The organism is Pseudomonas sp. P8_241, from assembly GCF_034008315.1.
Taxonomy (GTDB): Bacteria; Pseudomonadota; Gammaproteobacteria; order Pseudomonadales; family Pseudomonadaceae; genus Aquipseudomonas.
In genome coordinates this window covers 3,880,854-3,895,003 of record NZ_CP125377.1, presented here as the reverse complement: position 1 = coordinate 3,895,003, position 14,150 = coordinate 3,880,854, and the positions used below count along the sequence as shown (strand labels likewise).

Sequence of the window (14,150 nt, the reverse complement as noted above, 5' to 3'; positions counted from 1 at the left end):
GCTGAATCATGAACGACATCAACGCTGTCTCGCGTCGTGGTTTTCTCAAAGGCAGTGCCGTGCTCGGCGGGGGGCTGGTGGTCGCGTTTGTCATGCCCGGCGCCCATCGTTTTGCCCTTGGCGCCGAGAACCAGGGCAATGTGTTCGCGCCGAATGCCTTCCTGCGCATCGGCAATGACAACAGCGTCACGGTACTGCTCGGGCATTCGGAAATGGGCCAGGGCATCTGGACTGGCCTGACCATGCTGATCGCTGAAGAACTGGATGCCGACTGGTCGAAAATCCGCGTGGAGCATTCACCGGCATCGGCCGCCGATTACGGTATGGCCGGGTTTGGCGGGATGCAAATCACTGGTGGTTCGACCTCGACCTGGATGGAGTTCGACCGCTACCGTCAGGCAGGGGCGGCCGCACGAATGATGTTGATCGAGGCGGCGGCCAAGCGGTTCAACGTCGCGCCGTCCGAAATTCACACCGAATCGGGCGTGGTCATTGCCGGTGAACACCGCGCTACGTACGGCGAACTCGCCGATGACGCGGGTAAGCTTCCAGTGCCGGATCCCGCGTCGATCAAGCTCAAGGAATCGAAGGATTGGCGCCTCATTGGTAAACCCACCCCGCGCCTGGACACACCGGAGAAAATCACCGGCCGCGCGAAATTCGGCATGGACGTGCAGTTCGACGGGTTGATGACCGCCATGGTCGCCCGTCCGCCGGTGTTCGGCGCCAGCGTCAAATCCTTTGAAGGCGCCGATGCGCTGGCGATTCCTGGCGTGCACAAAGTGGTGCAAGTGCCGACCGGCGTGGCGGTGATTGCCGATCACTATTGGGCGGCGAAACTGGGGCGCGATGCGCTGAAAATCGAGTGGGAGCCGGGGCCGAACGCCGGACTCAACAGTGAGACATTGCTGGAAACCTTCCGCAAACTCGCCACGACCCCCGGTTTGAATGCCGGGCAGTCGGGCGATACCAAGGCTGCGTTGGCCAAAGCGACGAAAACCATCGATGCCGAATACAGCGTGCCGTACCTGGCCCATGCGCCAATGGAACCACTCAATTGCACAGTGCGCATCACAAAGGACAAATGTGAAATCTGGACCGGTACGCAGTTCCAGACGCTGGACCAAATGATCGCGGGGAAAATCACCGGGCTCAAACCCGAGCAGGTCGAGATCCACACCGAGTTTTTAGGCGGCGGTTTCGGACGGCGGGCCAATCCGACCTCGGATTTCGTCAGCGAAGCGGTGTACGTCGCGAAGGCCGCGGGTGGGCCGGTGAAAACCGTGTGGGCGCGGGAGGATGATATCCGTGGCGGTTATTACCGCTCGGCATTCCTGCACCATGCGCGCATTGGCCTGGGGGCAGACGGCCTGCCATTGGCCTGGAGGCATGTGATGGTCGGGCAATCGATCATGGCCGGTACTTCACTCGAAGCAACCATGGTCAAGGACGGCATCGACAAGACCTCCGTCGAAGGCGTGGCCGACAGCCCTTACATCGAGGGCTTGGCCAATCACCAAATTGAACTGCACTCGCCGAACACCGGCATCAACGTGCTTTGGTTGCGTTCGGTGGGGCATAGCCATACCGCGTTTGTCATGGAGTCGTTGATCGACGAACTGGCCACAGCGGCGGGCAAGGACCCGGTCGAGTACCGACGAACGTTGCTCAAGGACCATCCTCGTCATCTCGGCGTGCTGAACCTGGCCGTGGAGAAAGCCAACTGGAAGGCGCCGTTGCCAGACGGTCATGCGCTGGGTGTGGCGGTGCATGAGTCCTTCGGCAGCTACGTAGCGCAGGTGGCCGAGGTGTCCCAGGACAACCTGGCCATCCGCGTGCACCGCGTGGTGTGCGCGGTGGATTGCGGCATTGCGGTGAACCCGCAGAGCATCGCCGCGCAAATGGAATCGTGCATCACATTCGGCCTCGGTTTCACGTTGCACAGCAAGTTGACCCTGAAGAACGGGCAGGTGGAGCAGTCCAACTATCACGACTATCAAGTGCTGCGACTCAACGAAATGCCGGTGGTCGAAGTGCATATCGTGCCCAGCAGCGACAAGCCCGGTGGCATCGGTGAGGCTGGCGTGCCACCGACGGCGCCGGCAGTGGCGAATGCGGTGTTCGCCCTGACCGGGCAACGCTTGCGGGAACTGCCGCTGCAATTGTCGGGGGTGTGAGATGAGGCGACATCATTGGGTGCTCGGGTCGGTCGTTCTGATCTGTCTCGCAGCCTACGCATCACATGTATTCGCCCAGGACCGGGAAGCCTTGAAGGCGTTCGAGACCGTACAGAAAGTCTTTCAGAGCCCGCGTTGCCAGAATTGCCACATTCCCGGGGATTCGCCACTGCAATTCGATGCGGGCGTGCCCCATGCCATGAACGTCGTGCGCGGCCTGGACGGTAAGGGCTCGGCGGGATTGCCCTGCGCGACGTGCCATGCCCAAAGCAATCCACCGGCCAGCTACGGCCCCAATGCGCCACCCGGCGCACCGCACTGGAGCCTGCCACCGGCAACCCACCGCATGGCCTGGATCGGCCTGCCGCCGGACCGCTTGTGCGCGATGATCAAGGACCGCTCCAGCAATGGCGACAGGGACTTCGCCGCCCTGATCAAGCATGTCAGCGACGACAAACTGGTGCTGTGGGGCTGGAACCCGGGTGGCAATCGGGCGCCAGTGCCGGTGCCCCACGACATTTTTGTCACGCAATTCAAGCAATGGGCAGACGCGGGTGGGCCGTGTCCGGTTGCGGAAAGCTGACCAGCGGCGCGTAAACAGGGAGTCAATGCGGTTATGGGCGACTCTAAGTTACATAGCCGCCACGGGAGTCAACGATGTTAATTCCAGGCAAACCGGTAAAAACCGGCCGATATGCGAACCCGTTGCTTACGCCGCAACAGGAACGGGAACGGCTGCGCTACCTGGCGCGACAGGCTGAGCAAGCGTTGATGGGCGTGCAAATGGCGAGCATGGACGAGCTGACCTTGCTGTCCAATCGCCATGGCTTTATCGCGCTGGCCCAGCTCGGGCTCGACGCCTGCGAGCAGTTGGATACTCCGGCAACGCTGCTGTACTTCACCCTTGATGAGTTCAAGCACATCATCTACCTGTATGGTCGACACGAAGGCGATGATGTACTCAAGACCTTCGCCGATGTGCTGCGCATCGGTTTTCGCGAAAACGACGTTGTCGGACGTATTCAGGGGGGGCGGTTCGCCGTATTGTTGACCGGTTCCAGCGCGGTGGAAATTGCAGCCATCAAGACGCGGATTGACGAAATACTGGCTGAACGCAATGCCACAGCGCGCCGCAGTTATGACATTCGCTTCAGTGTCGGGCAGGTTGAGTACGACCCGACGCTTTATGGTTCGGTGGAGGATTTGTTGTCTGAGGCGGAGCGGGTGATGGGCCTGTAGTGCGATGTTGTCTGGGCTTGCCTCTTCGCCGGCAAGCCGGCTCCTACAGGGGGGCGCATTTCAAATGTGGGAGCGAGCCTGCTCGCGATGGCGTCGCTACAGACACCGACTATTTGGCAAACAACTGCCCAATATCCTTGAACGCCTTGAACTCCAGCGCATTGCCGCACGGATCAAACAGGAACATCGTCGCCTGTTCGCCCACCAACCCTTGAAATCGAATCCCCGGCTCGATCACGAAGAGAGTTTCCAGCGATTTCAACCGCTCGGCCAGGGCCTCCCATTCCTTCATCCCCAGGACCACGCCGAAGTGCGGCACCGGCACGTCATGGCCATCGACGGCGTTGGTATGAGCGGCTTCCTGAGACGCATTCTTCGGTGCCAGGTGAATCACAAGTTGATGGCCGAAAAAATTGAAGTCGACCCAATGGTCGCTGGACCGGCCTTCCTCCAGGCCGAATACCGAGCCGTAGAAGTGTCGCGCAGCGGCCAGGTCGTAGACAGGGATGGCCAGGTGGAAAGGGGATAGTTGCATTGGGTAGGGCTCGGCGATGGGTTGAGTTGATAAAAAAACAATAGCCGATCAAACACAATCCCTGTAGGAGCAAGCTTGCTCGCGATAGCGGTGTCTGCGCCACGACCGATGGTGAATGTGCTGACATCATCGCGAGCAAGCTTGCTCCTGCAGGGATTTCACCGCGTTCAAGAAATCACAGGGATAAAAAAACCCGCCAGGATTGGCGGGTTCTTTTATATGGCTAGCCGAAGATTACTCTTCGATGTTGCCCATGGCCGTGGTGTTGAAGCCACCGTCCACGTACATGATTTCACCGCTGATGCCGGACGCCAGGTCCGAGCACAGGAAGGCGCCGGCGTTGCCGACTTCGTCGATAGTGACGTTGCGACGCAGCGGGGTTTGAGCTTCGTTCGCGGCCAGCATCTTGCGGAAGTTCTTGATGCCGGAAGCGGCGAGGGTGCGGATGGGACCTGCCGATACGCAGTTGACGCGGGTACCGTCCGGGCCCAGGGATCCGGCCAGGTAACGGACGCCGGCTTCCAGCGAAGCCTTGGCCATGCCCATTACGTTGTAGTTCGGCATGGTGCGCTCGGCGCCCAGGTACGACAGGGTCAGCAGGCTGCCGTTGCGGCCTTTCATCATTTCGCGGCCAGCCTTGGCCAGGGCCACGAAGCTGTAGGCGCTGATGTCGTGAGCGATGCGGAAACCTTCACGGGTGGTGGCTTCGGTGAAGTCGCCGTCCAGTTGGTCGCCCGGAGCGAAGCCCACGGAGTGCACGATGCAGTCCAGGCCGTCCCACTTCTTGCTCAGCTCTTCGAAGACCTTGGCGATTTCTGCATCGCTGGCCACGTCGCACGGGAAGCACAGCTCAGGGCTCGAGCCCCAGCCTTGTGCGAACTCTTCGACACGACCCTTGAGTTTGTCGTTCTGATAAGTGAAGGCAAGCTCAGCGCCCTCGCGATGCATGGCGGCAGCGATGCCGGATGCGATGGACAGCTTGCTGGCGACACCGACGATCAGTACGCGCTTACCGGCGAGAAAACCCATGTGTTGCTCCTCTTTTCAGGTTATTGCGCAGTGGCTGGTGCCAGGAAAGCGGCTTCCAGCAACTGCTGTGTATACGGATGTTGGGGGGCGGCAAAAATACTTTGCGCGTCTCCCTGTTCGACCACTTGGCCATGCTTGACCACCATCAGCTGGTGGCTCAGCGCTTTCACCACAGCCAGGTCATGGCTGATAAACAGATACGTCAGGTTGTACTTGGTTTGCAGTGAACGCAGAAGCTCCACCACCTGGCGTTGTACGGTGCGGTCGAGGGCCGAGGTGGGCTCGTCCAGCAAAATCAACGCCGGTTTTAACACCAATGCCCGGGCAATGGCGATTCTCTGCCGTTGCCCGCCGGAAAATTCGTGGGGGTAGCGGTGCCGGGTTTCCGGATCCAGACCTACCTCCTTCAGTGCCGCAATAATCGCCGCTTCCTGTTCTTCTGTGGTGCCCATCTTGTGAATCCGCAGGCCTTCGCCAACGATGTCGCTGACGCACATCCGCGGGCTCAGGCTGCCGAACGGGTCCTGGAACACCACCTGCATCTCCCGACGCAACGGGCGAACCTCGTTCTGCGTCAGGCAGTCTAGCTGCTTGCCTTCAAAGCGAATGACGCCTTTGCTGCCGATCAGCCGCAAAATCGCCAGACCCAGGGTCGATTTTCCGGAACCGCTTTCTCCCACAATCCCCAAGGTCTGACCTTGAGGCAGGCTGAAATTGATGCCATCGACCGCCTTGACGTAATCCACCGTGCGTTTGAACAGGCCTTTCTTGATCGGAAACCAGACTTTCAGGTCTTCGACCGCCAGCAACGGCGGGCCAATTATATTGGTCGCAGGCTTGCCGCTGGGTTCCGCTGCCAGCAGTTCCCGAGTGTACGGATGCTGCGGCGCGCGGAACAACTCTTCACACGATGCCTGTTCGACGATGCAACCTCGCTGCATGACACATACGCGATGCGCAATTCTTCGCACAAGGTTCAAATCGTGGCTGATCAGCAGCAATGCCATGCCCAGGCGAGCCTGCAATTGCTTGAGCAGTTCGAGGATTTTCAGCTGAACGGTCACATCCAGCGCGGTGGTCGGCTCGTCGGCGATCAGCAGTTCCGGCTCGTTGGCCAGGGCCATGGCGATCATCACGCGCTGACGCTGGCCACCGGACAACTCGTGGGGCAGGGCCCTGAGGCGCTTGTGGGGTTCGGGAATGCCGACCATCTCCAGCAGCTCCAGAGTGCGTTTGGTCGCCACTTTTCCCGTCAGACCCTTGTGGATGCCGAGCACCTCGTTGATCTGCTTCTCGATCGAATGCAACGGATTGAGCGAGGTCATCGGCTCTTGAAAGATCATCGCAATCCGGTTGCCGCGAATTTGGCGGATGGTTTTCTCGTTCAGGCCCAGCAGGTTCTGCCCGGCGTATTCGATGGTGCCGGACGGATGTCGGGCGAGCGGGTAGGGCAGCAGGCGCAGGATCGAGTGCGCGGTCACCGATTTGCCCGAGCCGCTTTCACCCACCAGCGCCAGGGTTTCGCCACGCTTGATGTCGAAACTCACGCCTTCGACCGCGCGTTGACAGCGTTTGCCGACGACGAATTCGACGGAAAGGTCGCGCACTTCGATCAGATTGTCCTGATTCATTTCACTTCCTCGGGTCGAAGGCATCGCGAGCGGACTCGCCGATGAACACCAGCAAACTCAGCATCACAGCCAGCACCGCAAAGGCACTGATGCCAAGCCACGGCGCTTGCAGGTTGGATTTGCCCTGGGCCACCAGTTCGCCCAGGGACGGGCTACCTGCCGGCAAACCGAAACCGAGGAAATCCAGGGCGGTCAGCGTACCGATGGCACCGGTGAGGATGAACGGCATGAAGGTCATGGTCGAAACCATTGCATTGGGCAGGATGTGGCGGAACATGATCGCACCGTTCTGCATGCCCAGGGCGCGAGCGGCGCGCACGTATTCCAGGTTGCGTCCACGCAGGAATTCGGCACGTACCACGTCCACCAGGCTCATCCAGGAAAACAGCAGCATGATCCCCAGCAGCCACCAGAAGTTCGGTTGCACGAAGCTGGCGAGGATGATCAGCAGATAGAGCACGGGCAAGCCGGACCAGATCTCCAGAAAGCGCTGCCCGGCCAGATCGACCCAGCCGCCGTAAAAGCCCTGCAAGGCCCCGGCGATGACGCCGATGATCGAGCTGAACACAGTCAATGTCAGAGCGAACAATACCGAAATCCGGAAGCCATAAATCACCCGGGCCAACACATCGCGGCCTTGGTCGTCGGTGCCCAGCAGGTTATCTGCCGAGGGCGGTGCGGGCGCCGGGACTTTCAGGTCGTAGTTGATGCTCTGGTAGTTGTAGGGAATCGGCGCCCACAACACCCAGGCGTCCTTGGCCTTGAGCAATTCGCGGATGTACGGGCTCTTGTAGTTGGCTTCCAGTGGGAATTCGCCACCGAAGGTGGTTTCCGGATAGCGCTTGAGCGCCGGGAAATACCAATTGTTGTCGTAGTGCACCACCAGCGGCTTGTCGTTGGCGATCAGCTCGGCGCCGAGGCTGGCACCGAACAGGATCAAGAACAGCCACAGCGACCACCAGCCGCGCTTGTTGGCCTTGAACAGTTCATAGCGTCGGCGATTGAGAGGGGACAGGTTCATCTCAATGCTCCCGGCTTTCGAAGTCGATGCGCGGATCGACAAAGGTGTAGGTGAGGTCGCCGATCAGTTTCACCACCAGCCCCAGCAGAGTGAAGATGAACAGCGTGCCGAAGACCACCGGATAATCGCGGTTGATCGCCGCTTCGAAACTCATCAGGCCGAGGCCGTCGAGGGAGAAAATCACCTCCACCAGCAACGAGCCGGTGAAGAAGATGCCGATGAACGCCGACGGGAACCCGGCGATCACCAGCAGCATGGCGTTGCGGAACACATGGCCGTACAGCACGCGATGGTTGGTCAGACCCTTGGCTTTGGCGGTGACGACGTACTGCTTGTTGATCTCGTCGAGGAAGCTGTTTTTGGTCAGCAGTGTCATGGTCGCGAAATTGCCGATGACCAATGCGGTGACCGGCAGTGCCAGGTGCCAGAAGTAATCGAGGATCTTGCCGCCCATGCTCAGTTCATCGAAGTTGTTCGAGGTCAGCCCGCGCAAGGGAAACCAGTCCAGGTAACTGCCACCGGCGAACACCACGATCAACAAAATGGCGAACAGGAACGCTGGAATCGCATAACCGACGATGATCGCCGAACTGGTCCAGACGTCGAAGTGGCTGCCGTGTCGCGTGGCCTTGGCGATCCCCAGCGGGATCGACACCAGGTACATGATCAGCGTGCTCCACAGCCCGAGGGAAATCGACACGGGCATCTTTTCCTTGATCAGGTCGATGACCTTGGCGTCGCGGAAGAAACTGTCGCCGAAATCCAGGCTCGCGTAGTTCTTGACCATGATCCACAGGCGTTCCGGCGCCGATTTGTCGAAGCCGTACATGTGCTCGATTTCCTTGATCAGCGCCGGGTCCAGGCCTTGGGCGCCGCGATAGGCGGAGCCGGCCACCGAGACTTCGGCACCACCACCGGCAATGCGGCTGGTGGCGCCTTCGAAGCCTTCGAGCTTGGCGATCATCTGCTCCACCGGACCGCCCGGGGCGGCCTGAATGATCACAAAGTTGATCAGCAGAATCCCGAACAGGGTGGGGATGATCAGCAACAGTCGCCGAAAAATATACGCCAGCATCTGATTACTCCGTGCCCGCAGGGTCGGCTTGCAGTTTGGTTTCGACTTCTACAGCAGGTTTCGCATCGGGCTTGACCCACCAGGTGTTGATGCCGATGTCGTAGTCGGGGGAGTTTTTCGGGTGGCCGATGTGGTTCCAGTAAGCCACGCGCCAGGTCTTGATGTGCCAGTTGGGGATTACGTAATAGCCCCATTGCAACACGCGATCCAGCGCGCGGGCGTGGGCCACGAGGCCCTTGCGCGAGTCGGCATTGATCAGGTTCTCAACCAGTTGATCGACGACAGGATCCTTCAAGCCCATGGTGTTGCGGCTGCTGGGCTTGTCGGCGGCGGCGCTCATCCAGAATTCACGCTGCTCGTTACCCGGTGAGTTGGACTGCGGAAAGCTGCCGACGATCATGTCGAAATCACGGGAGCGCACGCGGTTGATGTACTGCGAGACATCGACACGGCGGATCACCAGATTGATGCCCAGGTCGCTGAGGTTGCGCTTGAACGGCAGGAGCACGCGTTCAAATTCGGTCTGGGCCAGCAGGAACTCGATGACCACCGGCTTGCCCGTGGCATCGACCATTTTGTCGTCGACGATCTTCCAGCCGGCCTCTTGCAGCAATTGATAGGCCTCGCGCTGCTGGTTGCGGATCATACCGCTGGCGTCAGTCTTCGGATTTTCGAAGACTTCGCTGAACACCTGAGCGGGCAGCTTGCTGCGAAACGGCTCGAGGATCTCCCGTTGATCGGCGTCCGGCAGGCCGGTGGCGGCCATTTCCGAATTCTCGAAGTAACTGCGGGTGCGCGCGTAGGCACCGTTGAACAGTTGTTTGTTGGTCCATTCGAAGTCGAGCAACAGGCTCAGCGCCTGGCGCACCCGCACATCCTGGAACACCGGGCGGCGCAGGTTGTAGACGAAACCCTGCATGCCGGTCGGGTTGCGGTTGGGGATCTGTTCCTTGATCAACCGACCTTCGGTGACCGCCGGGATGTTGTAGGCATTGGCCCAGTTCTTCGCGGTCATTTCCAGCCAGTAATCGAACTGCCCGGCTTTCAGCGCTTCGAGGGCGACGGTGTTGTCGCGGTAGTAATCGGTGTTCATGGTATCGAAGTTGTAGAAACCGCGATTGACCGGCAGGTCCTTGCCCCAGTAATCCTTGACCCGCTCGTAACGCACCGAGCGGCCAGCCTTCACGTCGGCCACTTTGTACGGGCCGCTGCCCAGCGGGATTTCCAGATTGCCCTTGTTGAAATCGCGGTCGGCCCACCAATGCTTGGGCAGCACCGGCAACTGGCCGAGAATCAGCGGCAGTTCGCGGTTGTTGCTGTGCTTGAACTTGAACAGCACCTTGAGCGGGTCTTCGGCGATGACTTCGGCCACATCGCTGTAGTAGCCGCGAAACAGCGGCGAGCCTTCCTTGGTCAGCGTGTCGAAGCTGAACACCACGTCTTCGGCACGCACGGGATGACCGTCGTGGAAGCGTGCTTCGGGGCGCAGGTAAAAGCGCACCCAACTGTTGTCCGGCGCTTTTTCAATCTTGCCGGCGATCAGGCCGTACTCGGTGAAGGGCTCGTCGAGACTGTGCCGGGTCAGCGTGTCGTAGATCTGGCCGATGTCATCGGCCGGTACGCCTTTGTTGATGAACGGGTTGAGGCTGTCGAAGCCGCCGAACCCGGCCTGGCGGAAGATCCCGCCTTTGGGGGCGTCAGGGTTGACGTAATCAAAGTGCTTGAAATCGGCCGGGTATTTCGGCGGCTCGTTGTACAGGGTCACGGCATGTTGCGGAGCGGCGCAGGCCAGCCCGGCGAACAGCAGACCACTGGCCTGCAGGAGCAGGGCACGTACGGGTTTCATCGATCTTTCTCCGAAGACTTCAGCCACCACGCGCTCAGGCCCAGGGTATAGGGCGGCGTGGTGACAAAGGCCAGCCGGTTGCGGTAGGCCAGACGGTGATAGTTGAGGTACCAATTGGGGATGATGTAGTGCTGCCACAGCAACACGCGGTCGAGCGCTTTGCCGGCGGCGACCTGCTCATCGCGGGTCTGGGCCGCGAGCAACTGATCGAGCAGGTGGTCGACCACGGGGTTGGCGATGCCAGCGTAATTCTTGCTGCCCTTGACCCCGACCTGACTGGAATGAAAGTACTGCCATTGCTCCAGCCCCGGGCTGAGGGTCTGGTTGAGGGTCATCAGAATCATGTCGAAATCGAACTGGTCGAGGCGTTGCTTGTATTGGGCGCGATCGACCGTGCGCAGGCTTGCGTCGATTCCGATGCTGGCGAGGTTCTCGACGTAAGGCTGAAGAATGCGCTCCAGGTTCGGATTGACCAGCAGCAGCTCCAGGCGCAACGGTTGCCCGGCCGCGTTTTGCAGGCGCTGGCCATTGAGCTTCCAGCCGGCTTCATCGAGCAGGCCAAGCGCCTTGCGTAGGGTTTCCCGGGGGATGCCGCGGCCGGCGGTCTGCGGCAGACTGAACGGCTCGGTGAACAGCCTGGCCGGTAGTTGCTCACGATAAGGTTTGAGCAGCAGCCATTCATGGCCGACTGGCACACCTGTGGCGGAGAATTCGCTGTTGGGGTAGTAACTCGTGGCGCGTTTGTAGGCGCCGCTGAACAGCGTGCGGTTAGTCCATTCGAAGTCGAACATCAGGCCCAGGGCTTCGCGGACCTTGGCATCGGCGAATGTCGATCGGCGGCTGTTCATGAACAGGCCCTGACTCTGGGTCGGGATCTGGTGCGCAATCTGCGCCTTGATCACCTCGCCGCGACGTATCGCCGGGAAGTTGTAGCCGGTGGCCCAATTTTTCGCCTGATGCTCGATGTAAATGTCGAACTCATCCGCCTTGAAGGCTTCGAACGCGACGTCACTGTCACGGTAGTATTCGACTTCCATGCGGTCGACATTGTATTTGCCGCGATTGACCGGCAGGTCCTTGCCCCAGTAATCCTTGACCCGTTCGAAGACAATCTGCCGCCCTGGCGTGACCGACGTGATGCGGTACGGTCCACTGCCCAGTGGCGGCTCGAAGGTGGTGGCTTTGAAGTCGCGACCCTTCCAGTAATGCTGCGGCAGCACCGGCAATTCGCCCAGGCGCAGGATCAGCAGCGGATTGCCGGCGCGCTTGAACACGAAGCGAATGCGCTGCGAATTGAGAATGTCGACCCGCAACACTTCCTGAAGGCTGGTGCGATACAGCGGGTGACCTTCCTTGAGCAGCAAGCGGTAGGAAAACGCGACGTCGTAGGCGGTGATCGGTGTACCGTCATGGAAGCGCGCTTCGGGGCGTAGATTGAACACCACCCAGCTGCGGTCTTCGCTGTATTCGACCGACTGGGCGATCAGTCCATAACTGGACGCCGGCTCATCCCCGGACGGCGCATATTGGCCGGTACCGACCATTAACGGCTCGTTGAGCTCGTTGATGCCGTATTGCAGGAAACTCGGCGTGGTGACCGGGCTCGTGCCCTTGAAGGTGTACGGGTTGAGCGTATCGAACGTGCCAAACGCCATCACTCGCAACGTACCGCCCTTGGGCGCTTGCGGGTTGACCCAGTCGAAATGGGTAAATCGGGCCGGATACTTGAGCGTGCCGAACTGCGCATAACCATGGCTTTCGCTGATCGTCGCGCTTGCGCTGGAGCTTAAGGCCAGGCTGATCAGTAGCAGGAGGAGGGGACGCTTCAAATAGGGGATCCGATCCAGGCGGCTTGGGCTTTGTGGATCGTACAGTAACAGCTTGTCTTGGCAGGAAAAAGACGGGGGAGTAATCAGTCATTTCGGCCAGGCCACCATCCTTGTAGGAGCAAGCTTGCTCGCGATGAAGGTATGTCAGTCGCCATCGATGCAAACTGATAAGCCCTCATCGCGAGCAAGCTTGCTCCTACAGGTCTTGTGCTCTCCATGAAACTGCGCAGGCATAAAAAAGCCCCTGAATTCAGGGGCTGTTTTTTAGCGTGGATTGGCGACTGTCAACATCTGCCCCGGCTTCAACGCCTGGCCGACACGCGGGTTCCAGCGTTTGAGGTGCTGCATCTCAACGTTGAAGCGTTTGGCCACGATGTACAGCGAATCGCCTTGCTGAACCTTGTATTTGGTCTGCTGCTGCTTCTTGCTGTTGGCAGCGACCACGGTATTGACGCGACCGGAGTTGCTTTTGCGGGTGTCGCGCATGACCAGGGTCTGGCCGGCCTTGAGGTTCTTGCCGCTGAGGTTGTTCCAGCGTTGCAGATCCTTCACGTCGACGTCGTTGGCCTTGGCGATGGAGCCGAGGTTGTCGCCGCGCTTGACGCGATAACTGCGTTTGGCACTGGCGACTGCAGTCGTGTCCGCGCGGTCGAATACCGGCTTGAGCGGCTTTTTGCTGATCAACTCTTCAGGACGCATGGTCTGCAGGCTGGTGGTCAGCAGCTGTGCCTTGGAGGTCGGCACCAGCAGATGTTGCGGGCCATCAAGTGTGGTGGTGCGCTGTTTGAAGGCCGGGTTGAGCTGGAACAGTTCGTCTTCGTCGATATTGGCGACTTCGGCGACTTTGGACAGGTCCATGCGCTGATTGATTTCGACGGCCTGGAAGTACGGCTCGTTGGCAATCGGGTTCAGGTTGACGCCGTAGGCTTCGGGGGCCATGACCACTTGCGACAGCGCCAGCAACTTTGGCACGTAGGCCTGGGTTTCGGACGGCAGCGGCAGGTTCCAGTAGTCAGTCGGCAGGCCGAGCTTTTCGTTGCGCTCGATGGCTCGGCTGACGGTGCCTTCGCCGGCGTTGTAGGCTGCCAGGGCCAGCATCCAGTCGCCGTTGAACATGTCATGCAGGCGAGTCAGGTAATCCAGCGCGGCGGTGGTCGACGCAGTGATGTCTCGACGGCCATCATACAAGTTGGTCTGACGCAGATTGAAGTAACGCCCGGTGGAAGGGATGAACTGCCAAAGACCTACCGCGTTGGCCCGAGAATAGGCCATCGGGTTGTAGGCACTTTCAATCACCGGCAGCAGCGCCAGTTCCAGCGGCATGTTGCGCTCTTCAAGGCGCTCGACGATGTAGTGCATGTAGAGGCTGCCACGTTCGCCGGCATTTTCGAGAAATGAGGGGTTGCTGGCGAACCACAGGCGCTGTTGCTCGATGCGCGGGTTCACGCCCAACCCGTCCTGCAACTGGAAGCCCTGGCGCATGCGCTCCCAGACGTCCTGGGGGATTTGCGGACTGGGTTTTTCGCTGAGCCAGATCGGCTTCTGTTTGGCGCGTGCGGCGATGTTCGGAGTGTGCGTCGCATCAGTCTGCGGCGCATGGCTGGAACAGCCCGCCAATGTGGCGGACACAGCCACCGCTATGGCTTGAGCCAAGCGGGTCAATGCGTCTGAATTGATGGCTTTACGAATAGGTGACGACATTGGCTGGAAGTTAGTTCCGAACAAAAATGTCGGGCGATTCTAGAAAGCGCACCCCCTGCGGTCAACC

The 14,150-nt window shown here is 59.9% G+C and carries 11 protein-coding genes; 3 read left to right on the top strand and 8 right to left on the bottom strand.

Annotation, left to right across the window (positions count from 1 at the left end; translation table 11 throughout):
- Positions 1 to 8: 8 nt before the first annotated feature.
- From QMK58_RS17410 to QMK58_RS17400, 3 genes are all read left to right on the top strand, one after another.
- Positions 9 to 2,177: a xanthine dehydrogenase family protein molybdopterin-binding subunit gene (locus QMK58_RS17410; RefSeq protein ID WP_320395123.1), complete on the top strand. Its 2,169-nt coding sequence runs from the start codon at positions 9 to 11 to the stop codon at positions 2,175 to 2,177.
- A 1-nt stretch (position 2,178) separates the two neighbouring features.
- A complete protein-coding gene (locus QMK58_RS17405) occupies positions 2,179 to 2,760 on the top strand; it encodes a hypothetical protein (RefSeq protein ID WP_320395122.1) in 582 nt (193 codons plus the stop codon).
- A gap of 74 nt (positions 2,761 to 2,834) precedes the next feature.
- Positions 2,835 to 3,416 (top strand): GGDEF domain-containing protein, encoded by a 582-nt coding sequence (locus tag QMK58_RS17400; RefSeq protein ID WP_320395121.1) that lies wholly within the window; start codon positions 2,835 to 2,837, stop codon positions 3,414 to 3,416.
- Between the two features lie 109 nt (positions 3,417 to 3,525).
- On the opposite strand, the gene QMK58_RS17395 is transcribed toward QMK58_RS17400, so the two are convergent.
- The 8 genes from QMK58_RS17395 to QMK58_RS17360 form a co-directional block, all read right to left on the bottom strand.
- Positions 3,526 to 3,951 (bottom strand): VOC family protein, encoded by a 426-nt coding sequence (locus QMK58_RS17395; protein ID WP_320395120.1) that lies wholly within the window; start codon positions 3,949 to 3,951, stop codon positions 3,526 to 3,528.
- Positions 3,952 to 4,185: 234 nt separating this feature from the next.
- A complete protein-coding gene (gene fabI / locus QMK58_RS17390) occupies positions 4,186 to 4,980 on the bottom strand; it encodes an enoyl-ACP reductase FabI (RefSeq protein ID WP_034146538.1) in 795 nt (264 codons plus the stop codon).
- A gap of 20 nt (positions 4,981 to 5,000) precedes the next feature.
- Positions 5,001 to 6,611 carry an ABC transporter ATP-binding protein gene (locus QMK58_RS17385; protein WP_320395119.1) on the bottom strand — a complete coding sequence of 537 codons (1,611 nt, stop codon included), beginning with the start codon at positions 6,609 to 6,611 and terminating at the stop codon, positions 5,001 to 5,003.
- Position 6,612: 1 nt separating this feature from the next.
- Positions 6,613 to 7,632 (bottom strand): ABC transporter permease, encoded by a 1,020-nt coding sequence (locus QMK58_RS17380; RefSeq protein ID WP_320395118.1) that lies wholly within the window; start codon positions 7,630 to 7,632, stop codon positions 6,613 to 6,615.
- Position 7,633: 1 nt separating this feature from the next.
- On the bottom strand, positions 7,634 to 8,707 hold the full coding sequence (locus QMK58_RS17375) for a microcin C ABC transporter permease YejB (RefSeq protein WP_034146535.1): 1,074 nt from the start codon (positions 8,705 to 8,707) through the stop codon (positions 7,634 to 7,636).
- A gap of 4 nt (positions 8,708 to 8,711) precedes the next feature.
- Complete coding sequence (locus QMK58_RS17370; protein ID WP_320395117.1) at positions 8,712 to 10,553, bottom strand: extracellular solute-binding protein; 1,842 nt, start codon at positions 10,551 to 10,553, stop codon at positions 8,712 to 8,714.
- Positions 10,550 to 12,364, bottom strand: a complete 1,815-nt coding sequence (locus tag QMK58_RS17365) for an extracellular solute-binding protein (protein WP_413817432.1) — start codon at positions 12,362 to 12,364, stop codon at positions 10,550 to 10,552. Before QMK58_RS17365 ends, QMK58_RS17370 begins: the two co-directional genes overlap by 4 nt.
- 282 nt (positions 12,365 to 12,646) lie before the next feature.
- The gene (locus QMK58_RS17360; protein WP_053158767.1) at positions 12,647 to 14,083 is read right to left on the bottom strand and encodes a transglycosylase SLT domain-containing protein; all 1,437 of its coding nucleotides are present in this window, start codon (positions 14,081 to 14,083) and stop codon (positions 12,647 to 12,649) included.
- Positions 14,084 to 14,150: the final 67 nt, after the last annotated feature.